This is a genomic window from uncultured Pseudomonas sp. (genome assembly GCF_913777995.1).
In the GTDB taxonomy this organism is placed as follows: Bacteria; Pseudomonadota; Gammaproteobacteria; order Pseudomonadales; family Pseudomonadaceae; genus Aquipseudomonas.
Map to the genome: position 1 here is coordinate 111,177 of NZ_CAJYVE010000024.1, position 26,106 is coordinate 137,282.

Annotated in this window: 21 protein-coding genes; 10 read left to right on the top strand and 11 right to left on the bottom strand. The window is 65.0% G+C overall.

From position 1 onward, the window contains the following. Nucleotides 1-21: 21 nt before the first annotated feature. Nucleotides 22-975: a CDF family Co(II)/Ni(II) efflux transporter DmeF gene (gene dmeF / locus QZ497_RS10070; protein WP_295473810.1), complete on the top strand. Its 954-nt coding sequence runs from the start codon at nt 22-24 to the stop codon at nt 973-975. Between the two features lie 19 nt (nt 976-994). Here the strand turns inward: dmeF and QZ497_RS10075 are convergent, their stop codons facing one another. The 6 genes from QZ497_RS10075 to QZ497_RS10100 all read right to left on the bottom strand — a co-directional run bounded on the left by QZ497_RS10075 (nt 995) and on the right by QZ497_RS10100 (nt 8,703). Next, complete coding sequence (locus QZ497_RS10075; RefSeq protein WP_295473813.1) at nt 995-1,435, bottom strand: RidA family protein; 441 nt, start codon at nt 1,433-1,435, stop codon at nt 995-997. A 139-nt stretch (nt 1,436-1,574) separates the two neighbouring features. After that, complete coding sequence (locus tag QZ497_RS10080) at nt 1,575-3,716, bottom strand: TonB-dependent siderophore receptor (protein WP_295473816.1); 2,142 nt, start codon at nt 3,714-3,716, stop codon at nt 1,575-1,577. Between the two features lie 84 nt (nt 3,717-3,800). Further along, nucleotides 3,801-5,417, bottom strand: a complete 1,617-nt coding sequence (locus QZ497_RS10085) for an ABC-F family ATP-binding cassette domain-containing protein (protein ID WP_295473819.1) — start codon at nt 5,415-5,417, stop codon at nt 3,801-3,803. A 147-nt stretch (nt 5,418-5,564) separates the two neighbouring features. After that, a complete protein-coding gene (gene rtcA, locus QZ497_RS10090) occupies nt 5,565-6,599 on the bottom strand; it encodes an RNA 3'-terminal phosphate cyclase (RefSeq protein ID WP_295473821.1) in 1,035 nt (344 codons plus the stop codon). A gap of 42 nt (nt 6,600-6,641) precedes the next feature. Further along, on the bottom strand, nt 6,642-7,430 hold the full coding sequence (locus QZ497_RS10095) for a nucleotidyltransferase domain-containing protein (RefSeq protein WP_295473824.1): 789 nt from the start codon (nt 7,428-7,430) through the stop codon (nt 6,642-6,644). A 46-nt stretch (nt 7,431-7,476) separates the two neighbouring features. Then, the gene (locus QZ497_RS10100) at nt 7,477-8,703 is read right to left on the bottom strand and encodes an RtcB family protein (protein WP_295473827.1); all 1,227 of its coding nucleotides are present in this window, start codon (nt 8,701-8,703) and stop codon (nt 7,477-7,479) included. Nucleotides 8,704-8,947: 244 nt separating this feature from the next. On the opposite strand from QZ497_RS10100, the gene rtcR reads away from it, so the two are divergent. Genes rtcR through QZ497_RS10115 form a run of 3 tightly spaced genes read left to right on the top strand, consistent with a single transcriptional unit; the run spans nt 8,948 to nt 12,357 of the window. Continuing rightward, the gene (gene rtcR / locus QZ497_RS10105) at nt 8,948-10,561 is read left to right on the top strand and encodes an RNA repair transcriptional activator RtcR (RefSeq protein ID WP_295473830.1); all 1,614 of its coding nucleotides are present in this window, start codon (nt 8,948-8,950) and stop codon (nt 10,559-10,561) included. 48 nt (nt 10,562-10,609) lie between these two features. Beyond that, nucleotides 10,610-11,353 (top strand): AraC family transcriptional regulator, encoded by a 744-nt coding sequence (locus tag QZ497_RS10110; RefSeq protein ID WP_295473833.1) that lies wholly within the window; start codon nt 10,610-10,612, stop codon nt 11,351-11,353. Between the two features lie 53 nt (nt 11,354-11,406). Then, nucleotides 11,407-12,357, top strand: coding sequence for a DMT family transporter (locus QZ497_RS10115; RefSeq protein ID WP_295473836.1), 951 nt, complete (start codon nt 11,407-11,409; stop codon nt 12,355-12,357). Between the two features lie 26 nt (nt 12,358-12,383). Here the strand turns inward: QZ497_RS10115 and QZ497_RS10120 are convergent, their stop codons facing one another. Both QZ497_RS10120 and yiaY read right to left on the bottom strand, forming a co-directional pair. After that, nucleotides 12,384-12,710, bottom strand: coding sequence for a DUF2025 family protein (locus QZ497_RS10120; RefSeq protein ID WP_295473838.1), 327 nt, complete (start codon nt 12,708-12,710; stop codon nt 12,384-12,386). A gap of 56 nt (nt 12,711-12,766) precedes the next feature. After that, entirely contained in the window at nt 12,767-13,915 is a 1,149-nt protein-coding gene (gene yiaY, locus QZ497_RS10125) for an L-threonine dehydrogenase (RefSeq protein WP_295473841.1), read from the bottom strand. A gap of 211 nt (nt 13,916-14,126) precedes the next feature. Between yiaY and QZ497_RS10130 the strand changes: the two genes are divergently transcribed. Then, nucleotides 14,127-15,026, top strand: a complete 900-nt coding sequence (locus QZ497_RS10130) for a DMT family transporter (protein WP_295473844.1) — start codon at nt 14,127-14,129, stop codon at nt 15,024-15,026. Here QZ497_RS10130 and QZ497_RS10135 read toward each other — a convergent pair. From QZ497_RS10135 to QZ497_RS10145, 3 genes are all read right to left on the bottom strand, one after another. Continuing rightward, nucleotides 15,019-16,239, bottom strand: coding sequence for an SAM-dependent methyltransferase (locus QZ497_RS10135; RefSeq protein WP_295473847.1), 1,221 nt, complete (start codon nt 16,237-16,239; stop codon nt 15,019-15,021). The two genes, QZ497_RS10130 and QZ497_RS10135, sit on opposite strands and share 8 nt — an antisense overlap. Nucleotides 16,240-16,355: 116 nt before the next feature. Further along, on the bottom strand, nt 16,356-16,973 hold the full coding sequence (locus QZ497_RS10140; RefSeq protein WP_295473849.1) for a TPM domain-containing protein: 618 nt from the start codon (nt 16,971-16,973) through the stop codon (nt 16,356-16,358). Nucleotides 16,974-16,996: 23 nt separating this feature from the next. Next, the gene (locus QZ497_RS10145) at nt 16,997-17,644 is read right to left on the bottom strand and encodes a YgcG family protein (protein ID WP_295474305.1); all 648 of its coding nucleotides are present in this window, start codon (nt 17,642-17,644) and stop codon (nt 16,997-16,999) included. A gap of 441 nt (nt 17,645-18,085) precedes the next feature. Between QZ497_RS10145 and bglX the strand changes: the two genes are divergently transcribed. The 5 genes from bglX (at nt 18,086) to QZ497_RS10170 (ending at nt 26,054) form a co-directional block, all read left to right on the top strand. Further along, nucleotides 18,086-20,389, top strand: a complete 2,304-nt coding sequence (gene bglX / locus QZ497_RS10150) for a beta-glucosidase BglX (RefSeq protein WP_295473852.1) — start codon at nt 18,086-18,088, stop codon at nt 20,387-20,389. 74 nt (nt 20,390-20,463) lie between these two features. Beyond that, nucleotides 20,464-22,230 (top strand): ATP-binding protein, encoded by a 1,767-nt coding sequence (locus tag QZ497_RS10155; protein ID WP_295473854.1) that lies wholly within the window; start codon nt 20,464-20,466, stop codon nt 22,228-22,230. Next, a complete protein-coding gene (locus QZ497_RS10160; RefSeq protein WP_295473856.1) occupies nt 22,227-23,549 on the top strand; it encodes a sigma-54 dependent transcriptional regulator in 1,323 nt (440 codons plus the stop codon). The genes QZ497_RS10155 and QZ497_RS10160 overlap by 4 nt, the downstream gene beginning before the upstream one ends. Nucleotides 23,550-23,821: 272 nt before the next feature. After that, nucleotides 23,822-25,144 (top strand): MFS transporter, encoded by a 1,323-nt coding sequence (locus tag QZ497_RS10165; RefSeq protein WP_295473859.1) that lies wholly within the window; start codon nt 23,822-23,824, stop codon nt 25,142-25,144. 364 nt (nt 25,145-25,508) lie between these two features. After that, nucleotides 25,509-26,054 (top strand): phage infection protein, encoded by a 546-nt coding sequence (locus QZ497_RS10170; RefSeq protein ID WP_295473862.1) that lies wholly within the window; start codon nt 25,509-25,511, stop codon nt 26,052-26,054. Nucleotides 26,055-26,106: the final 52 nt, after the last annotated feature.

The window sequence follows — 26,106 nt, forward strand, 5'->3', positions numbered from 1 at the left end:
TCTGTTTCGGAACCCCTCGCCATGTCCGCCCCCGCTCGTCACTGCCTGCACGTTCATGGTTTCCACCAGGCCAATCTGTCGGCCGAACGCAAGACCCGCCTCGCGGTATGGATCACGGCGGTGATGATGCTCGTGGAAATCGTGGGTGGTTGGCAATTCAATTCCATGGCCTTGCTCGCCGATGGCTGGCACATGAGCTCGCACACCCTGGCCCTGGGCCTGTCATTGTTCGCCTATGCCGCCGCGCGACGCTTGGCCGGCGACCCGCGCTTCACCTTCGGAACCTGGAAGCTTGAGATCCTCGGCGGCTACACCAGCGCCATCCTGCTGCTGGGTGTCGCCGGGCTGATGGCCTTCCAGTCGGTGCAGCGCCTGCTGCAACCAGGCCCCATCCATTATGACGAGGCCATCGCGATTGCCGTGGTCGGGCTGGGCGTGAACCTGCTGTGCGCCTGGCTGCTGCGTGACGAGCATCACCACCACGGTCATGGCCACGATCACCACGCCCATGACCACGATCATCACGCTAACGATCATCAACATCATGACCTGAACCTGCGCTCGGCCTACCTGCATGTCATCGCCGATGCCGCGACCTCCGTACTGGCGATCATCGCCCTGCTGGCCGGCAAGTTCTGGGCCGCCGCCTGGCTCGACCCGGTGATGGGCCTGGTCGGCGCGATACTGGTGGGGGTATGGGCCAAGGGCCTGCTGCGCGACACCGGCCGGGTCCTGCTGGATGCGGAGATGGACGCGCCGGTGGTGCAGGAAGTACGCGAGGTGATCGATCAATTGCCGGTGGCGGCGACCCTCACCGACCTGCATGTCTGGCGGGTCGGCAAGGACCGTTATGCCTGCATGCTGAGCCTGGTCAGTGACGAGACATTGAGTGCCGACACCGTACGCGAAGCGTTGGCCGTGCATGAAGAGCTGGTGCATGTCACGGTGGAAATCGAGCGGCTTGCCGACACCTGAGCCGCCCGGCAGATACCGCTCAAGCCTTGGCTGCGATGCATTCCACTTCCACCCGTGCATTGCGGACCAGGTCGGTACCGCCCAGGACGCTTCTGGCCGGGTAGCGGTCAGCCTCGAAGTACTTCACATAGACGCTGTTGAAGCGCCCGAACTCACTGATGTCGGCGAGGAACACCGTGCATTTGGTCACGTCCTGCCAGCCATAGCCGTATGCTTGCAGAATGCGCTGGATGTTATCCATCGCCTGGCGCGACTGGCCTTCCACACCGCCTGCGGCAAGCTCCCCGCTGCCAGGCACGATGCCCAACTGACCCGAAAGGTAAAGCGTGTTGCCCGCCTGCGCAGCCTCGGAAATGGGAAAGCCGTTGCTGCCGGAGTTGAAGAACCGAACCTCGGCCATGGCGCTGGTCGCGCCACTGAGGGCCAACAAGCCGGCCAGCAGGGAAATTCTGATAGTCATGCTCGCTCCTTGATTTGCATACCCCCTGGCGGGGGACCTCGGAAAGAGGTGCCCGGCAGGCTAGGTCGCGGATCAGGCGCGGTAAACCGGCAAACTGTCACCGGGCGCTGCGCTCGGCAACACCCTGTGACCGGAAGCCTCAGTAAAAGCGATAACTGGTGCTGAACATCAGCATGCGCGGGTCGCCGGGGAAGCATTGGGCGCTGCTGGCGCAACTGGCGACGTAGTCCTTGTTGGTCAGGTTGCTGCCGTTGACCGCGAAGCGCCACGGGCCGGTCTTGTAGTCGACCATCATGTCGTAGAGCGTGTAGTCGGGTGAATCGAAGCTGTTGGCCTGGTCGCCGGCCTGCTCACCGATATAACGCACGCCGGCGCCGACACCCAGACCCGGCAATACGCTGGACAGGTCGTAGCGCAGCCAGGCGTTGGCCATGTGCTCGGGCACCTGTACCGGGCGGTTGCCCTGGAAACCGTCGTTGCTCTTGGTGATCTCGGCATCGATGTAGCTGTAGGTGGCGATGAGGTCGAGCTTTTCAGTAAGTCGGCCATGCAGTTCGACCTCGGCGCCGCGATGGCGCTGCTCGCCCACCTGCACGCTGAAGCCACTATTGTTCGGGTCGGTGGTGGTGACGTTCTGGCGCTTGAGGTCGTACAGCGCGAAGGTCACATCGAAGGCCTGGCCCGGCGACTGGTACTTCAGGCCGATCTCGGTCTGCTCGCCGGTTTCCGGCTCGAAGGTCTTGCCATTGGCATCGCTGCCGGTCACCGGCACGAACGACTCGCTGTAGCTGATGTACGGCGACCAGCCACTGTCGAAGGCGTAGAGCAGGCCGACCCGGCCGGTGGTGGCGTTCTCGTCGGTACTGGTGCGCGTACTGCCACGGTGCGACTTGAGTTCCGACTCGTCGTGGCGCAACCCCAGCAGCAGGTTCCAGCCGTCACCGAACTTGATCTGGTCCTGCAGATACAAGCCACCTTGCTGCAGGTGTTCGGTGCCGCTGGTGTTGGCCTGGAAGGTCTTGGCGCCCGGGCTGACGTTGTAGTTCGGGTTGTACAGGTCGATGGCCGCCAGGGTCGAGGTGTGGCGTGTGTCGTCGGTGTGGAAATCGAACCAGTCCAGCCCCACCAGCAGGTCGTGGCTGAATGGCCCGGTGTCGAGCAGCACGTTGAGCTGGTTGTCCATGGTGAACACTTCGCCCTGCACGTCGCGCCACTGCACCTGGCGGTTGTAGTTGCGCTTGTTGGCCGCCAGGGTGGTGGGACTGGAGAAGGCGCCATCGAGGTCATATTCGGTGTAGCGCAGCTTCTGGCGGAAGGTCACGTCGGGGGTGAAACGGTGCTCCAGCTCGTAGCCGAACATCTGCTGCTCGGTGGTGTAGTCATCGATGCCCGGCACGCCGACGAAGCGGTCCCGGTCGATCTTGCCGTTGGGGTTACCCAATACCGTGCCCTCGGCCGGCAGGCCACGAATCGGCACGTAATGGCTCTTCTGGTAGCTGGCCAGCAGGGTCAGACTGGTGTCGTCGTTGATGTCCCAGGTCAGCGACGGCGCAAAGTAGCTGCGGTCGCGGTCGACGTAGTCGACGATGTCATCGCTCGAGGAATACAGCCCCACAAGCCGGTAGCGCAGGCTGCCGTCTTCATTGAGCTTGTCCGAGACGTCTGCGGTGTACTTGCGCTGCCCGTAGTTGCCCAGGCCCATGCCGACCTCGGCGAACGCCTCGTCGGTGGGTCGCTTGCTGACCTGATTGATCAGCCCACCCGGAGCGATCTGCCCATAGAGAATCGACGCCGGCCCCTTGAGCACCTCGATACGCTCGAAGGCGAACGGGTCGCTCTGGATCCACATGTCCGAGTCGGTGCGCATGCCGTCGACGAACTTGTAGGCGCTTTGCACGAAGCCACGCACGATGAAGTCATCCAGCCCGCGACGGCCGCGCTGCCCGGCGTTGACCCCAGCGGTGTAGCGCAGGCTTTCGGCCAGCGACTGGGCATTCTGGTCGCGCAACTGCTCGCTACCGATCACCGAGACCGCCTGCGGCGTCTCGTTCAGCGCGGTGTTGGTCTTGGTCGCGGTCTGCGCACGGTCGGCCTTGTAGCCGGTAAATGGCGCGGTAGCGGACGTCTGCCCCAGGGTGGCCTGCACATTGGTTTCCGGAAGCTCCAGGACCTGGCCGGCCTGCGCGGGAGCATTATCGGCCAGTACTGCTGGGCTGAAGGCCAACAGACCAAGGGCCGTGCCACGCGCAGCCGTGGCGAAAGGGCGGGAGAAATGCCGCATGGTTGGATTCCTGAGTGCAAGGTGGATCGCGAAGGCCGGTATTAAATAGAAATACCTATCACTTGTGAATAATTTTTATATACATCATTCATCCGCTTGAGCCCCTTGCCACTGCCACCCCATCGGGGTGGCGACCCACTCTCCCTCCAGCTCCAGCGCGGCCTTGAAACGCGGGTCGTGCGACACCAAGACCAGCGTTCCGCGGAAGGCCCGCAAGAGCGCCTCCAGGGACTGCAATGACGGCAGGTCGAGGTGGTTGTCCGGTTCATCCAGCAACAGCAACTGGGCAGGACTGTCAGCGTAGAGCGCCAGCGCCAGAGCGGCCTTGACGCGCTCGCCGCCACTCAGTTGCCGGGCTGGCAGCTGAATACGCGACGAGTCCAGCCCCAACTGGGCCAGACGCATGCGCAACACGCCCAGCGTTTCACTGCTATTGACACCGCGCAACTGTTCCAGCACCGATGTATCGGGTGCCAGCAGGCTCAATGACTGGTCCAGCCAGGCGCAGGCCACCGACACTCGGCAGTGGCCTGCCAGCGGCGCCTGCCGCCCGGCCAGCGTGCGCAGCAGGCTGGACTTGCCGCACCCGTTAGGACCACTGAGCGCCAGACGCTGACCGCCGCGCAAGGCCAGGTCGACCCGGCGGGTCGCCGCTGGCACATGAGCCAGCTCGACCCCCACCAGTTCGGCCACCCAGCGCGGCGTCGGCATGGTCAGGGTTGGAACGTGCAAGTGAATGGCCTGCTGATCATCGATGCGTCGCACTGCCTCTCGCAGCTGCGCGGTCAGACGAGCGCTCTCCTCGTCATGCCGCTGGCGCAGGCGTCCGGCTGACTGCTCGCTGCGCTGCTTCTGACCGCCCAGCAGAATCTTCGCCTGATTGGCGTCACGCCCCTGGCGCTGCCCCTGCGCCTGGCGTCGCTGCTGACGCTCACGTTGTTCACGCATTGCGTGCTGACTTTGCCTGAGCGCCTCGCGCTGATGCTGAAAATTGGCTTGAGCACTGCGCTGTTCAGCGGCCTTGCACTGCACATAGTGGCTATAGGAACCGCCATAGCTTTGCAGACCCGTCGGCGACAGCTCGACGATGCGCGGCAGGCTGTCCAGCAGCGCTCGATCATGGCTGACCACCAGCAGCCCACGCGTCCAAGATTGCAGTTGTTCGATCAACGCCTGACGGCTGATCGCATCAAGGTGATTGCTCGGTTCGTCGAGAATCAGCCAGTCCGCTCCCGACAACCAGGCGCCGAGGAGCGCCACGCGCATGGCCTGGCCGCCGCTAAGCGATGGCGTGGCGGTTTCCGGCTGCAGATGACCGAGCCCAATGCCTTGCAAGGCCTGGGTGAGACGCTGGCGCATGTCCCACTGCTCGCCCACGACATCGAAATCCTCGACCGCCACACTGCCGGCCTCGATGCGCTGCAAGGCATCCAGCAGTAGCTTGACGCCGGCAAGCTCGGCCACGTTGGCGGCGCTGAGCTGCTGGGGCAGGTAATGAACGCGACCCACGCGCTGACAGCGCCCCTGGCTGGGTTCGATGAGGCCGGCCAGCATGCGTGCGAGCACGCTCTTGCCGACGCCATTGCGGCCGACCAGCCCCGTGGGCTGAAGGTCGAAGCGGGCGTCGAGGTCGGAAAACAGGGTTCTGCCGTCGGGCAGTACGAAAGAAGCGCCATCGAGCGTCAGGACAGGGTTCGTCATGGGTGACTCCACAGATGCCGGAAAACGCCCCGTAACAGGGGGACGATCAAACGGGCCGTCGCAAGACGGCGGCATCAATGGCGCATCGGACGAACACCTCAGGCAGCAGAGTCAGGCGGCCACCTTAGAAAAGCCTGCAACGACAGGTCAAGTGCCACCGGTCCTCAGGCAGTGCACCGCCAAGCGGTTCTGCGCCTCTTCCCGACATTCGATCCGCACCGGCAGAAACCGCTCGATGACCTGGATATTGCTGCGCAAGTGATCGCTCAGGTGCGTGGTGGTGAAGCTGCCGCCGCCGGCCAGGGCCATGGGCAGCAGCAGCTGGTCGGCCAAGTGCTCGGCCACTGCCGCGTCGCTGGCGAGCCAGCGTCGCACTTGGTCCACCGCCAGGTCGGCGACCTTCTCGGCACGCAGGCTGGCATGGCCCAAGGCGCTGAACAGCTCGGTCAGGTGCTCGCAGCGATACTCCAGCAGCAGGGCATTGCCGGGGCCGGTCTGCGCATCGAGCACCTGACGACGCAGCTCATCAGGGCGCAGCTCCAGATGCCGGGCGGCGCGCTGCAGCTCGCGTTCGGCGACATGTCCGGCGATGCCGGCGGTCAGTGCCCTGGCCCGCCGCGCCAGCAGCGCACCACGTTCAGGCAGGTGCAGGGGTTGCAGCGCGGACGGCTGGATGAACGCCTGCAGCTCGCCACCTCCGGCCGGTACGAAGCCGTGCCGCAGCAGTTGCAGTTCAACCTGCGCGCCCATGCGTTGCAGTTGCGGCAGGAAAGCCCGTTGCAGAAAGTCGGCGGGGGGCGCCAGCGGGTTATGGGTGCCGCCGCTGATGTGCAGCCGGCTCGGCTGCGGTGCGTACAGCAAGGCTGGCAGCAGGGTTTGCAAGACCAGGCTGCAACTGCCAGCGGTGCCGATGCTGAAGCGATAGTCGCCGCCGCGCAGGGCGCCGGGTGCGAAGCTCAGCGCCTGCGAATGCAGGACCGCACCGTCTACCTGTGCAGCGCTGATCTCGGCGGCCGCCAGCACTGCCGTCAGGTGCTGGCGCAACAGCCCCGGCCGGCTGCGCCGGGCGCGGATACCGTCGATACGCAGGGGGCGGCCGGTGATCATCGACAGGCTCAGGGCGCTACGCAGCACCTGACCACCGCCGATGCTGCCGTCCAGTTCGATCAATCCTCGTGTCATGGTGTCCTTCCAGGGTATCGGTGCCTGCCGCTCAGCGACGGATCAGGCGTAGTGCGCCACGGTTTCGCGCAGGTAGCGGTTCAGATGCGCACTGTCTTCATGGGTGCGCGGCAAGCTCGGCACCGCGCGCTCCAGTTCGGCCTGTATGAAGTCGTGCAATACGGGCCGACGCGGACCATAGGTGGCTTCGTCGGCGTTGCGCTTGAGGGTCAGCAGCTCGTCCACCTCGGCCAGCAGCGCCGGGTCGTCGACCGTCTCCAGCAAGCGCGCGAAGGTCATCGGTGGTCGCCCGCGCCCCTGGTCGACCCAGCGCACCGCCAGCAAGGGTCGCAGCACGTAGAAGTACTTCTTGAAGCGCACGCTGTCGCCCTGCAGGTAGCCACGGAAGTTGTTGCGGGCCATGTGCAGGTAATGCGCGCGCGCCGCCGGCGGGCTGTAGAAGCGCTCGGCCAAGGCGCGCAGCGGCTCGACGGCCTGGGTTTCCTGGCGGTACACCAGCGGCGAATCCAGCCACTCCAGCAGGGTCGGGTTGGACTTGCGCAGCAAGCCCAGGGTCTTGCGCAGCTCCCAGCCACTGACATCCAGTTCGTCGTCCAGCGGACGCTCTATGACATCACGGGGCGTGTCGACCTGAACGAACCAGTCGGGCTTTTCCACGTACACGAAGCGCACGTCGTAATCGCTGTCGGTCGAGGCGAAGCCCCAGGCACGGCTGCCCGATTCACAGGCGTACAGCACCTTGACGTTGCGCTCGTGCTCCAGCCGCTCAAGCTCCTGCAGAACCCGCTCGCGCATGCTGCTGCAGAGCGGATGAGTCTCTGTGCAGACCATTTCCTTTCTCCTTGTCTCTTTGATGGGCCAGCGCCAGGCGCCTGCCCTAACCTTTCACGCACACCACCTGACGCAGGGTATGCAGCACTTCCACCAGCTCGCGCTGGGCGTTCATCACCTGGTCGATGTCCTTGTAGGCCATCGGGATCTCGTCGATCACGTCGGCGTCCTTGCGGCACTCCACATGGGCGGTGGCGCGAATCTGGTCTTCCACGCTGAACAGCTTCTTGGCCTTGGTGCGGCTCATGGTCCGCCCCGCGCCGTGGCTGCATGAGCAGAACGCTTCCTCGTTACCCAGGCCGCGGACGATGAAACTCTTGGCGCCCATGGAACCGGGAATGATGCCCAGCTCGCCCTTCTTCGCCGACACTGCACCCTTGCGGGTGATCAGCACGTCCTGGCCGAAGTGGCGCTCCTTCTGCACGTAGTTGTGGTGGCAGTTCACCGCCTCCAGCGCGACCTCGAAGGGTTTGGCGATCACTTGCCGAGTGGCCTGGATCACCGCCTGCATCATCAGCGCACGGTTCTGCCGGGCGAAGTCCTGGGCCCAACCCACGGCCTCGACGTAGTCGTCGAAGTGCTGGCTGCCTTCCTCGAAGTAGGCCAGGTCACGGTCCGGCAGGTTGGCGATGTGCTGGCGCATATCGGCCTGGGCCAGTTCGATGAACAGGTTGCCGATGGCATTGCCGACCCCGCGCGAACCGCTGTGCAACATGAACCAGACCCGGTTGGCCTCGTCCAGGCACACCTCGACGAAGTGGTTACCGCTACCCAGGGTCCCCAGGTGCTGACGGTTGTTGGTGTTCTTCAACCGCGGGTACTTGTCGGTGATGGCGGCAAAGCGTGTCGCCAGGGCCGACCAGGCCTCATCGGCCTGCTGTGGCACATGTTCCCAGGCGCCCTTGTCGCGGCCACCACGCCCGGAGGTACGCCCGTGCGGCACGGCTTTCTCGATGGCGCAGCGCAGGCCGTGCAGGTTGTCCGGCAGGTCGGCGGCGGTCAGCGTGGTGCGCGCGGCGATCATCCCGCAGCCGATGTCCACGCCCACGGCAGCAGGGATGATCGCGCCCACGGTGGGGATCACGCTGCCGATGGTCGAGCCCTTGCCCAGATGCACGTCGGGCATCACCGCCAGGTGCTTGAAGATGAACGGCATCTTCGCCGTATTCATCAGTTGCGCGCGGGCCTCGTTTTCCACGGGCACGCCCTCGGTCCACATCTTGATGGGCTTGCCGTCGGCCACTTCCAGCAGTTGAACGGTGGTTCCTTGCATGACTGTCGTTTCCTCTAATGGCCGCAGGTCCATAGCGCTGCGGCGTCACATCATCGTCGTTATCGGGGTAGCGGATATAGAGCAGCTGCCGTGCCAACAACCGGAAATACAACTCAAAAAAATCATAAGCAATTGATTAATAAGAAATTAATAACGCTCAGAATCGAAGCAACCACATTCGATGACGACACTCGAGCGATTAAAAGATATCTTTGGCTATAAGTTTTTATCCTTAAGGATAGCCATGCATACCAAGCAGACGGTGGCGATCGGTTTCGTCGGCGCCACCCTGGACCGAATGGGCAAAGGCGCCAATCGCTGGAGCCAGTGGCGCCCCAGCATCGGGCTGTGCCAGCAGCCCGACCTGTTGATTCGTCGCCTGGAACTGATCCATGGCATCGATGCCCGGGACGTCAGCCTGGCGCAACGGATCGCGGCGGACATTCGCCAGATCTCGCCGGAAACCGAGGTGCGCCTGCACCCGATGGCGCTGAACAACCCCTGGGATTTCCAGGAGGTGTATGCCGCCCTGCACGACTTCGCGACCGCCTACCCCTTCGATACCGAACACGAGGATTACCTGGTCCACATCACCACCGGTACCCACGTCGCGCAGATCTGCTGGTTCCTGCTCACCGAGGCGCGCTACCTGCCGGCGCGCCTGATCCAGACCTCCCCGGCGCGGCGCCTGAGCCCAGAGCAGCGCCCCATGGGCACGCACTCGATCATCGACCTGGATCTGTCACGCTACGACCACATTGCCTCGCGCTTCGCCGGCCGGCGCCTGGAGGGCCTGGCGTTCCTCAAGTCGGGTATCGCCACACGCAACAGCGCATTCAACCGCTCCATCGAGCAGATCGAACGCGTCGCCCTGCGCTCCACCGCACCGATGCTGCTGATCGGCCCCACCGGCGCGGGCAAGTCGTTCCTGGCCCGGCGTATCTACGAGCTCAAGCGCAGCCGCCACCAGGTGCAGGGACGCTTCGTCGAAGTGAACTGCGCGACCCTGCGTGGCGACGGCGCCATGTCGGCACTGTTCGGGCACATCAGAGGGGCTTTCACCGGCGCCCAGAATGCGCGTGACGGGCTGTTGCGCGCCGCCGATGGCGGCATGCTGTTTCTCGACGAGATCGGTGAGCTGGGCGCCGACGAGCAGGCGATGCTGCTCAAGGCCATCGAAGAAAAGCGCTTCTTCCCCATGGGCTCGGACAAGGAGGTGGCCAGCGATTTCCTGATCATCGCCGGCACCCACCGCGACCTGCGGGAGCGGGTCGCCCAGGGGCTGTTCCGGGAAGACCTGTACGCACGCATCAACCTGTGGACCTTCAACCTGCCGGGGCTCAGCGGTCGGCGCGAAGACATCGAGCCGAACATCGACTTCGAGCTGGAACGCCACGCCCGCGAACAAGGCCCTCTGGTGCGCTTCAACCTCGAAGCGCGACGTCGCTACGTGACCTTCGCCACCTCCGTGCACGCCGCCTGGCTGGGTAACTTTCGCGAACTGTCGGCATCGATCACGCGCATGGCCACCCTGGCCGACAGCGGGCGTATCGACGAAGGCCTGGTTGAAGAAGAGATCCAGCGCCTGAGCTACGCCTGGAGTCTGGCCCCCGAACAGCCGGCGCCCGAGCAGGAGGACTGGCAGGCACTGCTACCCGCCGGGCAGGAGCTGGACCTGTTCGACCGCATGCAGCTCAAGGGGGTGGTCGAGGTGTGCCGACGCGCCGACAGCCTGTCCGACGCCGGCCGCCAGTTGTTCGGCGTATCGCGACGGAACAAGGCCAACCCCAACGACGCCGACCGGCTGCGCAAGTACCTGGCGCGCTTCGGGCTGAGCTGGAAGCAGTTGCGCGACTGAATGACACGGCGCTAGATTGACGATCCTTTCGTCCTTGCGGCGTCCGCCATGCTTCCGACCCTCGACATCCGCCATTACCTGGGCGAACACCCGCGTCATCAGCATGCGTTCACCCAGTTGGTGCTGCCGATCTGCGGGCGCATGGACATCGAGGTGGAAGGCCGCGGCGCGCAGTTGGACAGCCGTACCGCCGCCGTGGTCGCTGCCGGCGCCGCGCATGCGCAAAGCGCCGAGGCGCACAGCCGCTTCCTGATCCTGGACTGCCCGCCGGCATGGCTGCCGGAGCAGAACCTGGCCCCCTTGGCGCGCCAGCTCTTCGTGCCCATCGCGCCGGCGGCCCGCCACCTCATCGAGTTCGCCGACCTGACTGGCAGCCGGGGCCTCCCCCAGCATGCCGGGCAGCTGGCGCCGCTGTTGCTGGCGGCCTTGGGCCAACGACCTGCTGCAATGCCGTGCAGCTTCGAGCGCTTGCTGGCCCGGGTACAGGCCAACCCGCAAGCGCAATGGAGCAACAGCGACATGGCTCGCCTCGCCGGCCTCGGCCTCAGCCAGCTGCACCTGCGTTTTCGCGAGCGGTTCGCCACCTCGCCACAGGCCTGGCTGGCCAGCGTGCGGCTGCAGCGGGCTCGCCAATGGCTGACCGAAAGCGACCTGCCCATCGCTGAAATCGCCCTGCGCAGCGGCTACTCCGACCAGGCCGCCCTGACCCGGGCGATGAGCCGTGTCGAGGGTGTCACTCCGGCCGCGCTACGCCGCAGCCTGGGTAAAGAACTGCGCAGCTACGGACAATAAAAACCTGCGTCGTCCAGGCAGACTGCACGCCTCGACATCTGGAGCTTGATGACATGCAACTGGACCGGGTATTGCTCAAGGGCATCGGCTATGGCGCAGGCGCAGGGCTGTGCTGGGGGGTGATCTTTCTCGGCCCCAAGCTCGCGCCCGGCCTCAGTGGCACGCAGTTCGCCGTGCTGCGCTATCTGAGCTACGGCCTGATCTCCCTGGCCCTGCTGGCTCCGCGCTGGCGCCGGGCCTGCGCAGGACTGCGCCGCGAGGACTGGCTCGCCCTGTTCTGGCTGAGCCTGGTGGGCAACCTGCTGTACTACTCCTTCGTCGGCAGCGCCGTGCAGCACGCCGGTGTCGCCACCACCTCGCTGATCGTCGGCCTGATTCCGGTGCTGGTGACCCTCGCCGGGCGCAAGGATGCCGACGCAGTCCCGCTGCGCCACCTGGCACCGTCACTGATCTGCGCCATCGCCGGCGCCGCGCTGATCAGCCTGCACGCCTTGCGCAATAGCAATGCCGGCCAGGCCCCTGGCGAGATCTTCATCGGCCTGCTGTGCGCGGTCGGTGCGCTGCTGGCCTGGAGCTGGTTCGCAGTGGTCAATGCCCGGCGCCTGGCGAGCATGCGCCAGGTGTCAGCCCAGGACTGGGCGCTGCTGGCCGGCGTGATGACCGGTGGCCAAGCGCTGCTGCTGGCTGGCCCGGCACTGGGCCCGGCGCTGGCGCAACATACCCCGCTCGCCTGGCTGGGTTTTCTGACTGCGGCTTGCGGCGTAGCCCTGCTCGCCTCGCTATTGGGCGGCGCCTTGTGGAACCAGGCCAGCCGCATGCTGCCGCTGGCGCTCAGCGGCCAGGTATTGGTGGTCGAGACGCTGGCAGCACTGCTGCTGGGCTTTCTCTGGGACAGCCGCTGGCCGGACGCACTGGAGTGCCTGGCCATCGCCCTGCTGGTCAGCGGGGTGGTGGCCTGCCTGCGCAGCCACCAGCCCAGACGCCCCTCCCCGCAACGCCTCTGAGGCTGTCGCCAGGCGGGTTAGCCGCTTCACTGCGCCAGCAACAGGCGCTCGGCACGGATCGCCGGCAGGTCGCTGCGGCGCAGGTAGATATGCAGCGGCTCGCTGATGCCCAGACGGTCGTCGATGTTCTGCTCCACCAGCAATTGCAGCCGCTCGCGGTCCAGGCACATCTGCCGGCCCTCGACCGGGGTCCAGACGAATTCACGGGTCGGCACGATGCTCTGCTCGTCGACGTCCATGCCGAAGGCGTCTTCGCTGAAGCGCACGATGTACGCCGCGATCTTGCGGTGAAAGCCCACGAAGCCTTCAAGCCGTTCGGCCGCCTGGCAGATGTCCATGGAGGTGATGCTCATCGGGGTCCTCTCTGGCTGGATCGCGCACCGCCCTGCGGACGGCGCGCTCGCATGGATTAAAGGGCGGCGCGGAAGATGGCTTCGATCTGCGCCTGGTCGGCAGGCCGCGGGTTGGTAAGCCCGCAGGCGTCCTTCAGGGCATTGGCGGCCAGGGTGGGGATATCAGCTTCCTGCACGCCGAGGCTGGCCAGTCCGGCCGGGATGCCGACGTTGGCGGCCAGCTCGGCGATGGCCTGCACCGCTGCCTGGGCACCCGCCTCCGGTGACAGGCCACGGATATCGGCACCCATGGTGTGCGCCACGTCGGTAAGGCGTGCGGCACTGACCGGCGCATTGAAGCGCTGCACATGCGGCAACAGCACCGCGTTGCACACCCCATGGGGCAAATCGTAGAAGCCGCCCAGCTGATGGGCCATGGCATGCACGTAGCCCAGCGAGGCATTGTTGAATGCCATGCCGGCCAGGAACTGCGCGTAGGCCATGTTCTCCCGCGCCTGCAGGTCGTCGCCATGGGCCACCGCCTGCTGCAGATTGCCGGCGATCAGGGCGATGGCCTTGAGCGCACAGGCGTCGGTGATGGGCGTGGCGGCGGTGGACACATAGGCTTCGACGGCATGGGTCAGCGCATCCATGCCGGTGGCGGCGGTCAGCGCAGGCGGCATGCCAGCCATCATCTGCGGGTCGTTGACCGACAGGATGGGGGTGACATTTCGGTCGATGATGGCCATTTTCACGTGCCGCGCTTCGTCGGTGATGATGCAGAAGCGCGTCATCTCGCTGGCGGTGCCGGCGGTGGTGTTGATCGCCATCAGCGGCAGTTGCGGCCGGGTGGAACGGTCGACGCCTTCGTAGTCGCTGATGTGCCCGCCGTTGCTGGCACACAGCGCGATGCCCTTGGCGCAATCGTGAGGCGAGCCGCCGCCCAGCGAGATGACGAAGTCGCACTGTTGCGCCTTGAGCAGGGCCAGGCCCTGCTCGACGTTGGCGATGGTCGGGTTGGGCCGCGCGCCGTCGAAGATCACCGAGTCGATGCCCTGCTCCACCAGCAGGCCGGCGATGCAGCTCGCCACACCGGCCTTGGCCAGGCCGGCATCGGTGACGATCAGGGCCTTGCGCAGCCCGTATTTGCAGAGGCTTTCTATTGCCTGGTCGATACAGCCGCTACCGAGCATGTTCACCGCCGGGATGAAAAAGGTGCTGCTCATACGGGTTCTCCTGACTCGCCTGATTGGACAGGCCAACAGCTTCGGCCCTGGCCGCCGGGCGAGTATTGACCCAGCTCAACGATCGGCCGCACCACCGAACGCCGCCGACCAACTGTACGGTTCATTCCTTGCCCAGCTGTGAAAGACGCCTGCGGCGGATCTATGGCTAGATGCTGGCTTCCCTGAACCAGACGACGATTCGGCACCCGCAATGTCTTCCCGTGAAAATACCGGCATGGCTCTTGGCCTGCTGGGCGTGATCATCTTTAGCCTGACCCTGCCCATGACCCGCGTGGTGGTGCAGGAAATCCACCCCCTGCTCAACGGCCTGGGCCGCGCCCTGGTGGCGGCCGTTCCGGCGGCGCTGCTGCTGGCCTGGCGCCGTGAGGCGTGGCCGAGCCGGGAACAGTTCAAGGGCCTGCTGTTGGTGGTGCTGGGGGTGATCGTCGGCTTTCCGGTGCTGTCGGCCTGGGCCATGCAGAGCCTGCCGGCGTCCCACGGCGCCCTGGTGAACGGCATCCAGCCGCTGTTCGTCGCGCTGTATGCCGCCTGGCTGTCACATGAGCGTCCGTCGCGGGCCTTCTGGGGCTGTGCGGCACTGGGCAGTGCCCTGGTGCTGGGTTATGCACTGTTCAATGGCGCCGGGAGCATTCAGGTCGGCGACCTGTGGATGCTCGGCGCGGTGGCGGTGGGTGGCCTGGGCTATGCCGAAGGCGGGCGCCTGGCGCGGCAGATGGGCGGCTGGCAGGTGATCTGCTGGGCGCTGGTGCTGGCATTTCCCCTGTTGCTCGGCCCGGTGGCCTGGCTGGCCAGCCAGCACCAGGGACCGGTCTCGCCGGGCACTTGGTGGGCATTCGGCTACGTCGCGCTGTTTTCCCAGTTCCTGGGCTTCTTCGCCTGGTACTCCGGGCTGGCCATGGGCGGAATCTCGCGGGTCAGCCAGATCCAGCTGCTGCAGATCTTCATCACCATTGCCCTGTCGGCACTGCTGTTCGGCGAACAGGTCGAGCCGCTGACCTGGCTGTTCGCCGCCGCCGTGGTCGGCACCGTGATGCTGGGTCGCAAGACCCGCGTCACGCCACCGCCAGCCGCGGCCACGCACCTCAGTTGAGCAGGCCGTCGGCGCGCAGCAGGCTTTCCAGGCACTGCTCGCGGATGGCGTAAAAGCGCTTCAGCTCTTCGATACGCGCCAGCAGCGGCGCGGGGTCGAAGGCACCGGCGCGCTTCACCGCAAGAATCATCTTGTTCTTGTTGGTGTGTTCCAGGGAGATGAACTCGAACACCTTGGTCTCGTAACCACAGGCCTCGAGCAGCAGCGCGCGCAGGCTGTCGGTGACCATCTCGGCCTGCTGGCCCAGGTGCAGGCCGTATTGCAGCATCGGTTGCAGCAGCACCGGGCTCTGGATCTGCTGGCGGATCTGCTTGTGGCAGCATGGCGAGCACATGATGATCTGCGCCCCGGAGCGAATGCCGGTATGAATCGCGTAGTCGGTGGCGATGTCGCAGGCATGCAGGGCGATCATCACTTCCAGTTCGCTGGGCGCCACGCTGCGCACGTCACCGCAGCGAAACACCAGGCCTGGGTGCTCCAGACGCGCCGCTGCCGCGTTGCACAGGCTGACCATGTCTTCACGCAGCTCTACGCCGGTGACCTCGCCCTGGGCCTGCAGGGTGTTACGCAGGTAATCGTGGATGGCGAAGGTCAGGTAGCCCTTGCCCGAGCCGAAATCGGCGACCCGCACGGGCTTGTCCAGGCTGATCGGCGAGCTGGCCAGGGCGTGGGAGAACACCTCGATGAACTTGTTGATCTGCTTCCACTTGCGCGACATCGCCGGAATCAGCTCGTGCTGGCGGTTGGTCACGCCCAGGTCGACGAGAAACGGCCGGCTCAGGTCGAGGTAGCGCTTCTTTTCCCGGTCGTGCCCGGCCGGCCGCGCCTCGCGGGCCTGCTGTGGCGCACTGCTGGACAGGCTGGCCTTGCCCTTCTTGCTGAACTCCAGCTGCACCTCGTCGCTGAGCGACAGCAGGTGGGCATTGCGAAAGGCGCCCGGCAGCAGTTGACCAATCAGCGCCACGGCCTCGGCCAGCGGGTGGTTCTTGGTGATGTCGCGGGTCTTGTAGCGATAGACGAACGACAGGCAGGGCTGGCCCTTGAGGGTCACCGGCGTGATGAGGATGCGCTGCAGGTCGGGTTCAACCCCCACATGCCGGGCCAGAACCAGCTTGACCAGGGCGTTCTGCGCCAGGCACTCGTCCAGCAGGGTGAAGAAGCGGGCACGCTGATCCGCAGCTACAGGGGCTGCGGTATCGGGGGAAACTGACATGGGAAACGCCTCGGCCGTCACACGGGTGCAGGAAATCGAGGGCGCATTTTACGCGCAGGGAGGGCAAAACGGCTAACGCCAGGGCACCGCGCGTCCGGCGCCCAGGCAACACGCGCTCAGCTCAGCACCACCAGACGGTTGGACAACTCGCTGTGGCCACGCGTGGCCGGCAGGTGATAGGCCAGCAGTTCGTCGCAGGCACGCAGACAGCCGAGGAAGCCATTGAGGTTCTGGCCGTTGCGCATCTGCTGGGTGAAGACATCGACCATGGCTTTCCAGGTTTCGTCACTCAAACGGCTGGAAATGCCGTAGTCGACGAGAATCTCGACATAGCGCTCAGCCTCGCAGACAAACAGCAGGATGCCGGTGCCGCCGCTGGCCGTGTGCAGGTTCTGCTCGAAGAACTGCCGACGCGCCAGGTTGCCCGCCCGCCAGCGCCGTACCGAAGATGGTACCAGGCGCGCCGTGACCCGCGGAATGCGACACACCAAGGCGATGCCGACAAAGGTGACCAACTGGGCCAACAGCAACTGGTTGGCGCTCAGCCAGCCCGTGCAGTAGTTGAACAGCCCTGGCCCCAGCAGCGCCATGGCCCCGGCCCAGACCAGCGGTACATAGGCGTAGTCGTCGGCCCGTGCAGCCAGCACCGCCACCAGCTCGGCGTCGGTACGCTGTTCGATATGGGCAATCGCTTCGGCGACCTGCCGCTGTTCATCCTCGCTGAGTAAAGCCATGCATCCCTCGTCCAGATTCACTTCTACCAGTTGCCGCAGGCGCCGCCGCCACCGAATCCACGGCCATTGCCGCCCAGATTGCGGCTGCCCGACGGGTCGTGTCTGACCCCGGCACTGCTGCCCTTAAGGCGCATGCGACGGCCCAGGTTGGTCATCGCGCAGGTGGCCATGCCCAGCACCGCGAGGCCCAGCCCCAGCAGCAGCGGCCAGGGCACCCGGTTGACCGGCGTTGCATAGCCGCTGTCGTCCAGCAGCTCTGGCTCGTCCGGCACATGCCCGCCCAAGGCGATGACCATCGCCCGGGCGCCCTGCTCGATGCCGGCCGCGAAGTTGCCTTCGTGGAACTGCGGCGCAATGAGCATATTGATGATCACCGAGGCCTGTGCGTCACCGAGGCGGTCCTGCAGACCGCTGCCGACTTCGAGGCGAACCTTGCGGTTGTCACGCGAGACCACCAGCAGGGCGCCGTTGTTCTTGCCCTTCTGGCCTACACCCCAGGCCTTGGCCAGGCGCGCGGCGTAATCCTCGATGGAAGTGCCCTGCAGGTCGACCAGGGTCACCACCACCAGTTGCTCGCCGGTGGCCTGCTCATGCTCCTGGAACAGCCTCGACAGCCGCGCGGTGGTGGGAATGTCGAGCATCTGCGCCGCATCGACCACCTGGCCAGTCATAGGCGGAAACAAAAGAGCCGGTTCTTCGGCGCGCACACCCTGGCTGCCCAGGCACCACAACAGCACCAGCCCGATGAACCGCTTCACGGCTTCACCTGCCCGACGCCCCGGGCCGCAAGCCCCAGGCGCCGCAGCGGCGGCGTGAAAGACCGGCCCGGACCGTGATCGCAACCCCGTGCATGCATCCTCAAAACTCTCCTCTGGTACTGTATGGCCGCCTATGGAACCCCCGGCCTTAGCCAAAAGGCAAGATCCCCGGCATAATCCGGCGCCAACGCCGGAGTATCGGACGAAAACGCCCGAATGCGCCAGGCATGCGGCAGACGCGCAACGGGCGGCTACCCTGTGCTCTGTCCGAACAATAACGCCAAAGGTTCAAATTCCCTATCTGGCAGCCGGTATTGGACGTACATCGTCGGCAAACGCCTTGAGAAATCATTCATGAATAAGTTGTGCTTAGTAGGTCTGCTGGTCGGTCTGGCCAGTCAAACGACGCTGGCAGCCACCGCCACCAGCGCTCCGCAGCAAACCCCTCTGCAAACCAAGAATGCCTTCATCGACAAGCTGATGAAGCAGATGACCCTGGACGAAAAGATCGGCCAGTTGCGCCTCATCAGCATCAGCCGGGAAATGCCGCAACCGAAGATTCTCGAGGAAATCGCCGCCGGCCGTATCGGCAGCACCTTCAACTCCATCACCCGCGCCGAGAACCGCCCGCTGCAGGAAGCCGCGGTCGCCAAGAGCCGGCTGAAGATCCCGATGTTCTTCGCCTATGACGTGGTCCACGGCCATCGCACCATCTTCCCGATCAGCCTGGGCCTGGCGGCCAGCTGGGACATGGACGCCATCGCCCTGAGCGGGCGCATCTCGGCCAAGGAAGCGGCGGCCGACGGCATCGACATGACCTTCGCGCCGATGGTCGACATTTCCCGCGACCCGCGCTGGGGCCGCAGTTCGGAAGGTTTTGGCGAAGACACCTACCTGGTCTCGCGCATCTCCGAAGTCATGGTGCGTGCCTTCCAGGCGCAGAGCCCGGCCGAGAAGACCAGCCTGATGGCAGCGGTCAAGCACTTCGCCCTGTATGGCGCGGTGGAAGGCGGCCGCGACTACAACAGCGTGGACATGAGCCCGACGCGCATGTACCAGGACTACCTGCCGCCCTACCGCGCAGGTCTGGATGCCGGTGCCGGCGGCGTGATGGTCGCGCTGAACTCGATCAACGGCGTGCCCGCCTCGGCCAACACCTGGCTGATGCACGACCTGCTGCGCAAGGAGTGGGGCTTCAAGGGCGTGACCATCAGCGACCATGGCGCCATCGGCGAGCTGATCAAGCACGGCGTGGCCAAGGACGAGCGCGAAGCCGCCAAGCTGGCGATCAAGGCTGGCGTCGACCTGAGCATGAACGACGAAGCGTATGGCGAACACCTGCCGGAGCTGGTCAAGAGCGGCGAAGTGTCGATGAAGGAAATCGACAACGCCGTACGTGAAGTGCTGGGCGCCAAGTGGGACATGGGCCTGTTCGCCGACCCGTACCGGCGCATCGGGGTGGCCGCCGAAGATCCGGCCGACACCTACTCCGACGACCGCCTGCACCGCGCCGAAGCCCGTGACGTGGCGCGCAAGACCCTGGTACTGCTGAAGAACCAGAACGACACCCTGCCGCTGAAGAAGCAAGGCACCATCGCCGTGATCGGCGGCCTGGCACAGAGCAAGCTGGACATGCTCGGCAGCTGGTCGGCTGCCGGCCGACCGAACCAGTCGGTCACCCTCTACGAAGGCTTGACCAACGCCCTCGGCGACCAGGCCAAGCTGCTGTATGCCCGCGGCGCCAACGTCAGCGACAAGGAAAACGTGCTCACCTACCTCAACTTCATCGAGAAGGAAGTGGAGGTCGACCCACGCCCGGCCCAGGAAATGATCGACGAAGCGGTGAAGACCGCCGAGCAGGCCGACGTGGTGGTGGCCGTGGTCGGCGAGTCGCGTGGCATGTCTCATGAATCGGCGAGCCGCAGCAGCCTGGACATTCCCGGCCGCCAGCGCGACCTGATCAAGGCCCTCAAGGCCACCGGCAAGCCTCTGGTGCTGGTGCTGATGAACGGCCGTCCGCTGGCCCTGGGTGACGAACTGCAGGAAGCCGACGCGGTGCTGGAAACCTGGTTCCCGGGCACCGAAGGCGGTAATGCCGTCGCTGACGTGCTGTTCGGTGACTACAACCCGTCCGGCAAGCTGCCGATGACCTTCCCGCGCTCGATTGGCCAGCTGCCGCAGTACTACGCGCACATGAACACCGGCCGTCCCTATACCCCCGGCAAGCCTGGCAACTACACCTCGCAGTATTTCGAAGAGCCGGTGCAGGGTCCTCTGTTCCCCTTCGGCTATGGCCTGAGCTACACCCACTTCGATGTCTCGGACATCAAGCTGTCCAGTGACAAGCTCGAACGCAAGGGTAAGCTGAGCGCCAGCGTGACCGTGAAGAATACCGGCAAGGTCGCCGGTGCCACCGTGGTGCAGTTGTACCTGCATGACGTGGCCGCCTCGGTGAGCCAGCCGGTGAAGACCCTCAAGGGCTTCCAGAAGGTCGACCTGCAGCCCGGCCAGGAGCAGGTAGTGACCTTCACCCTGACCGAGAACGACCTGAAGTTCTATAACCAGGCGCTCAAGCACGTGGCCGAGGCCGGCGAGTTCCAAGTGATGATCGGCCTGGATTCGGCTGACGTCAAAGAAGCCCGCTTCAACCTGCTTTAACAGGCTCGGCGGCGCCCCGGCGGACTCGCAAGCGCCGCCGGGGCCCGCCAACGAATTCCCGGAGCCACGCGTCCATGACTTTCACGCAACGTACCTGGCGTCTGTTCGTGTATGTCCTGCTCATCGTGGCCGGTGCAGCGCTGTGCGCCGGCCTGGCCATGTACCAGGCCCAGCAGCATGTGCTCAAGGAAGAAGCCCGGCGCGCCAGCCTGCAGCTGTCGCTGTATGCCAACACCCTGCATACCCTGATCGAACGTTACCGCGCCCTGCCAGCGGTACTGGCCCTGGACAATGAGATTCGCGAGGCGCTGCGCGGCCCGCTGACAGCCGAGAACCAGGCGCAGCTCAACCTCAAGCTCGAACGCATCAATACGGCAGCCCACTCCTCGACCCTGGAGCTGCTGGACCACAACGGCCTGGCCATCGGCGCCAGCAACTGGCGCAGCCCGCAGAGCTACGTGGGCAACAACTATGGCTTCCGGCCTTACTTTTCGCAGGCCCGCGCCACAGGCGAGGGTCGTTTCTATGCAGTGGGCGTGACCACCGGTATTCCCGGCTACTTTCTGTCCAGTGCGGTGCTGGACGACGACGGCGAGTTTCTCGGTGCCATGGTGGTGAAACTGGAGTTTCCCAGCCTGGAACGCGAATGGGCCCAGCTCGGCACCGATCTGCTGATGGTCAGCGACAGCAAGGGCGTGGCGTTCCTGGCCAGCCATCCGGCCTGGCGCTACCGCGAACTGGTGCCCATTTCGATGGAAGATCGCGCCGAACTGCTCAGCACCCGGCAGTACGACAAGAAGCCGCTGTCGCCTCTGCGCAGCCGAATCCTGCAAAGCTTCGGCGCCAATAGCCATTTCACCCGCGTGGACGCCCCCGAAGGCAGCACCGACTACCTGTGGCAATCGCTGGAACTGGCCGACGAACACTGGACCCTGCACCTGCTGCGCAAGCCCGAATCGGTGAACGAAGACGTGCGCACCGCCGGCCTGGCAGCGGCCGGCATCTGGCTGACACTGGTGTTTCTCGGCCTGTTCCTGTCGCAACGCTGGCGCCTGGCACGCTTGCGTGAGCGCAGCCGCGACGAGCTGGAACGGCTGGTCCAGGAGCGCACCCGTGACCTGCGTACCGCCCAGGAAGGCCTGGTGCAGTCGACCAAGCTGGCGGCGCTGGGGCAGATGTCCGCCGCCCTGGCCCACGAAATCAACCAGCCGCTCACCGCCCAGCGCATGCAGCTGGCGACCTTGCGCCTGCTGCTCGACCAGGGGCGGATCGTCGATGCGGGCAAGATCCTTGCCCAGCTGGACCAGCAACTGACCCGCATGGCGGCCCTCACCGGACACCTCAAGACCTTCGCCCGCAAGAGCCCGGACGGCCTGCGCGAACGCCTCGACCTCGCCAACGTGGTGGACCAGGCCCTGCTGCTGCTCGACACCCGGCTGCGCGAAGAACAGGTCGAATGCGTGCTGCACCTGGCGCGCCCGGCATGGGTGCGCGGCGACGCGATTCGCCTGGAACAGGTACTCATCAACCTGCTGCACAACGCCCTGGACGCCATGCGTGGCCAACCGCACAAGCGCCTGGAAGTGCGCATCGAGGCGCAGGGCGAGCAGTGGCAGCTGAGTGTCGCCGACAACGGCAGCGGCATCGCCAACGAACACCTGGGCAGCCTGTTCGATCCCTTTTTCACCACCAAGCCGGTGGGTGAAGGCCTGGGCCTGGGGCTGGCGGTGTCCTATGCGATCATCCACAGCCTGGGCGGCCAACTGAGCGCGCGCAACGGCGAGCAAGGCGCCGTGTTCAGTTTCAGCCTCGACAATGACTTTCTGGAGCAAGCACCGTGACGCTCAATTCGGTGACCCTGGTCGATGACGAAGCGGCCATCCGCCAGGCCATCGAACCCTGGCTGAGCCTTTCCGGCTTCGAGGTCAGCCTGTACAGCCGTGGCGAAGACTGCCTGGCACAGTTGCCCGAGCATTACCCAGGGGTGATCCTCAGCGACGTGCGCATGCCCGGCATGAGCGGCCTGGAACTGCTCGACCGCTTGCAGACCCTCGACAGGGACCTGCCGGTGATCATCCTCACCGGCCATGGCGACGTGCCGATGGCCGTCGACGCCATGCGTCAGGGCGCCTACGACTTTCTGGAAAAGCCCTTCGCGCCCCAGGCGCTGCTCGACACCCTGCGCCGCGCCCTGGAAAAGCGCCAGCTGGTGCTGGAGAACCGCCGCCTGCATGAGCAGGCCGACAACCGGGCACAGCTGGAGGCCACGTTGCTGGGCGTGTCGCCCGGCCTGCAGACCCTGCGTCGCCAGGTTCTGGACCTGGCCGCCATGCCGGTCAACGTGCTGATCCGCGGCGAGACCGGCAGCGGCAAGGAGCTGGTCGCCCGCTGCCTGCACGACTTCGGCCCGCGTGCGGCCAAGCCGTTCGTGGCGCTCAATTGCGCGGCGATTCCAGAGCAACTGTTCGAGGCCGAACTGTTCGGCCATGAAAGCGGCGCCTTTACCGGTGCCCAGGGCAAGCGCGTCGGACGCCTGGAATACGCCCAGGGCGGTACGCTGTTTCTCGACGAAATCGAAAGCATGCCCCTGGCCCAGCAGGCCAAGCTGCTGCGCGTGCTGCAAGATCGCCAGTTGCAGCGCCTGGGTTCTAACCAGAGCATCGAAGTGGACGTGCGCATCATTGCCGCGACCAAGCCGGACCTGCTCGACGAAGCCCGGGCGGGGCGCTTCCGGGAAGACCTGGCCTACCGCCTCAACGTCGCGGAATTGCGCCTGCCTGCACTGCGCGAGCGCCGCGAAGACATTCCTCTGCTGTACAACCACTTCCTGCGCGGTGCCGCCGAGCGTCTCGGCCGCCCGGCGACAGAACCCAGCGGCGCCCTGCTGGGTCGCCTGCTAAGCCACGACTGGCCGGGCAACGTGCGCGAACTGGCCAACGCCGCCGAGCGTGAAGTGCTCGGCCTGAGCCCCTCCACTGAAGAGGCCGCCGGGCAGTCCCTCGCCGCACAGCAGGAGGCCTTCGAAGCCCAGTGCCTGCGCACCGCACTGAGCCGCCACAAGGGCGATATCAAGGCCGTGCTCGCCGAGCTGCAACTGCCACGCCGCACCCTCAACGAAAAGATGCAGCGCCACGGCCTGCAGCGCGAAATGTTTCTCTGAGCGAAGGCTGAAGCCGTCGGCCGGCAGCCACTCCCAGCGGGTCGGACGGCTGTCTTTCCGGGTCAGTGCGGGTTGATCGGAAAAGGCATCTGCAGAGACTCGTCCATCGGCAAGAATCCGCTCACGCAAAACCGACCATAAGCGGATTCTTGCCTATTTCAACGCCTTAACCGCTCTATTCCGGGCTTTCCGCGCCTGGCACAGGTCCTGCTATAGATCCAGCACGGCTGCACATGCGGCCCTCTAATAACAATGACTGGACAAGGATCAACATGGCCATTCCAAACTCCCTCCCCGAGTCGGCGGGTGCACCTGCCGCGCAGAAAACCACTGCTTCGCGTCTCAAATCGATCTTCAGCGGCTCGGTCGGCAACATGGTCGAGTGGTACGACTGGTACGTCTACGCCGCCTTCTCGCTGTACTTCGCCCAGGCGTTCTTCCCCAAGGGCGACACCACTGCACAACTGCTCAATACCGCTGCGATCTTCGCCGTGGGCTTTCTGATGCGCCCCATCGGCGGCTGGCTGATGGGCCTGTACGCCGACTACAAAGGCCGCAAGGCTGCACTGATGGCCTCGGTCATCCTGATGTGCTTCGGCTCGTTGGTCATCGCCCTCACCCCCAGCTATGAAACCATCGGTGTCGGCGCGCCGATCCTGCTGGTCATCGCACGCCTGATGCAGGGCCTGTCGGTCGGTGGTGAATACGGCACCTCGGCCACCTACCTCAGCGAAATGGCCACCAAGGAACGCCGCGGCTTCTTCTCCAGCTTCCAGTACGTGACCCTGATTTCCGGCCAGCTCATCGCCCTGGCGGTACTGATCGTGCTGCAGCAGTTCCTCACCAAGGAAGAGCTGTACGCCTGGGGCTGGCGTATCCCGTTCGTGATCGGCGCACTGTGTGCGGTGGTTGCGCTGTACCTGCGCCGTGGCATGGAAGAAACCGAGTCGTTCACCAAGGTGAAGAAGGAAAAATCCAAGGAAAGCCTGATGCGCACCCTGCTGCGTCATCCCAAGGAGCTGGCGACCGTGGTCGGCCTGACCATGGGCGGCACCCTGGCGTTCTACACCTACACCACCTACATGCAGAAGTACCTGGTCAACACCGTGGGCATGAGCATCACCGACTCGACGATGATCTCGGCGGCCACCCTGTTCCTGTTCATGCTGCTGCAACCGGTCATCGGCGGGCTGTCTGACAAGATCGGGCGTCGGCCCATCCTGATCGCCTTCGGAGTGCTGGGCACGCTGTTCACCGTGCCGATCCTCAGCACCCTGCATACCATCCAGACCTGGTGGGGTGCGTTCTTCCTGATCATGGCCGCGCTGGTCATCGTCAGCGGCTATACCTCCATCAACGCCGTGGTCAAGGCAGAGCTGTTCCCTACCGAGATTCGCGCCCTGGGCGTAGGTCTGCCCTACGCACTGACCGTCTCGCTGTTCGGCGGCACCGCTGAATACGTGGCCTTGTGGTTCAAGAGCGTGGGCATGGAGACCGGTTACTACTGGTACGTCACCGGCTGCATCGCTTGCTCGCTGCTGGTGTACGTGTTCATGAAGGACACCCGCAAGCACTCGCGCATCGAAACCGACTGATCTCGCGTCGCGTCGATACACAAGGGCAGTCCACGCCAGTGGCCTGCCCTTTTTCATGGCGAGAAAAAATATCCCTCACCCTCACCGACAGCAGGAAACTGGCCCACCGCCCTATTCAGCGCCCTGTTCCTGACGCATTTAAAATTTGTCAAGAGCTTTTATTACAAGACAATTCAAGAAACGCACCATTACCGTTCATTTTTCCGCACAACGCCCGAAATTCGCGCCATCGCGCCAACTATCATTTTCAGCAATGATCGCTAGCAATCCGATTAACTTCTTAATAAACCAGCGCGGCGTAGCATGAGCTCCATACCGGGAACACAACACACCCGACCCGACTTCCCGAATTGGAGAACTCATCATGAAAAAGAACACCCTGATCGCCGGCCTGACCTTCGCCATCATCGCTACCAGCGCTTTCGCCCTGCCCGTGACCGATGCCGCCAAACAGTCCATCAGCGCCGATTACATCACCGCCGATGGCGCTGACCGCGTAGGTGCCAACCGCCTGACCTCCGACGGTGCCGACCACGTCGGTGCCAACCGCCTGGCCGCTGATGGCGCTGACCGCGTCGGCGCCAACCGCCTGACCTCCGACGGCGCCGACCACGTCGGTGCCAACCGTCTAGCCGCTGATGGTGCTGACCACGTAGGCGCCAACCGCCTGACCTCCGACGGTGCCGACCACGTCGGTGCCAACCGTCTGGCCGCTGATGGTGCTGACCATGTAGGCGCCAACCGCCTGACCTCCGACGGTGCCGACCACGTCGGTGCCAACCGCCTGGCCGCTGACGGCGCAGACCATGTAGGTGCCAACCGCCTGACCTCCGACGGTGCCGATCACGTCGGTGCCAACCGTCTGGCCGCTGATGGTGCTGACCGCGTCGGTGCCAACCGTCTGATCTGATTGCTCTACCGTTCCATCTCCTCCTTGATGCTCCCCCTTCATGCCAGCCAGG

Excerpts from the sequence above, each read along its gene's own strand:
- QZ497_RS10130 (WP_295473844.1), top strand. The coding sequence starts at position 14,127 with ATGTCTTCCCGTGAAAATACCGGCATGGCTCTTGGCCTGCTGGGCGTG.
- QZ497_RS10165 (WP_295473859.1), top strand. The coding sequence starts at position 23,822 with ATGGCCATTCCAAACTCCCTCCCCGAGTCGGCGGGTGCACCTGCCGCG.
- bglX (WP_295473852.1), top strand. The coding sequence starts at position 18,086 with ATGAATAAGTTGTGCTTAGTAGGTCTGCTGGTCGGTCTGGCCAGTCAA.
- QZ497_RS10115 (WP_295473836.1), top strand. The coding sequence starts at position 11,407 with ATGCAACTGGACCGGGTATTGCTCAAGGGCATCGGCTATGGCGCAGGC.
- QZ497_RS10170 (WP_295473862.1), top strand. The coding sequence starts at position 25,509 with ATGAAAAAGAACACCCTGATCGCCGGCCTGACCTTCGCCATCATCGCT.
- QZ497_RS10145 (WP_295474305.1), bottom strand. The coding sequence starts at position 17,644 with ATGACTGGCCAGGTGGTCGATGCGGCGCAGATGCTCGACATTCCCACC.
- QZ497_RS10095 (WP_295473824.1), bottom strand. The coding sequence starts at position 7,430 with ATGGTCTGCACAGAGACTCATCCGCTCTGCAGCAGCATGCGCGAGCGG.
- rtcA (WP_295473821.1), bottom strand. The coding sequence starts at position 6,599 with ATGACACGAGGATTGATCGAACTGGACGGCAGCATCGGCGGTGGTCAG.
- QZ497_RS10120 (WP_295473838.1), bottom strand. The coding sequence starts at position 12,710 with ATGAGCATCACCTCCATGGACATCTGCCAGGCGGCCGAACGGCTTGAA.
- QZ497_RS10135 (WP_295473847.1), bottom strand. The coding sequence starts at position 16,239 with ATGTCAGTTTCCCCCGATACCGCAGCCCCTGTAGCTGCGGATCAGCGT.
- yiaY (WP_295473841.1), bottom strand. The coding sequence starts at position 13,915 with ATGAGCAGCACCTTTTTCATCCCGGCGGTGAACATGCTCGGTAGCGGC.
- QZ497_RS10080 (WP_295473816.1), bottom strand. The coding sequence starts at position 3,716 with ATGCGGCATTTCTCCCGCCCTTTCGCCACGGCTGCGCGTGGCACGGCC.
- QZ497_RS10075 (WP_295473813.1), bottom strand. The coding sequence starts at position 1,435 with ATGACTATCAGAATTTCCCTGCTGGCCGGCTTGTTGGCCCTCAGTGGC.
- QZ497_RS10110 (WP_295473833.1), top strand. The coding sequence starts at position 10,610 with ATGCTTCCGACCCTCGACATCCGCCATTACCTGGGCGAACACCCGCGT.
- dmeF (WP_295473810.1), top strand. The coding sequence starts at position 22 with ATGTCCGCCCCCGCTCGTCACTGCCTGCACGTTCATGGTTTCCACCAG.
- QZ497_RS10100 (WP_295473827.1), bottom strand. The coding sequence starts at position 8,703 with ATGCAAGGAACCACCGTTCAACTGCTGGAAGTGGCCGACGGCAAGCCC.
- QZ497_RS10085 (WP_295473819.1), bottom strand. The coding sequence starts at position 5,417 with ATGACGAACCCTGTCCTGACGCTCGATGGCGCTTCTTTCGTACTGCCC.
- rtcR (WP_295473830.1), top strand. The coding sequence starts at position 8,948 with ATGCATACCAAGCAGACGGTGGCGATCGGTTTCGTCGGCGCCACCCTG.
- QZ497_RS10155 (WP_295473854.1), top strand. The coding sequence starts at position 20,464 with ATGACTTTCACGCAACGTACCTGGCGTCTGTTCGTGTATGTCCTGCTC.
- QZ497_RS10140 (WP_295473849.1), bottom strand. The coding sequence starts at position 16,973 with ATGGCTTTACTCAGCGAGGATGAACAGCGGCAGGTCGCCGAAGCGATT.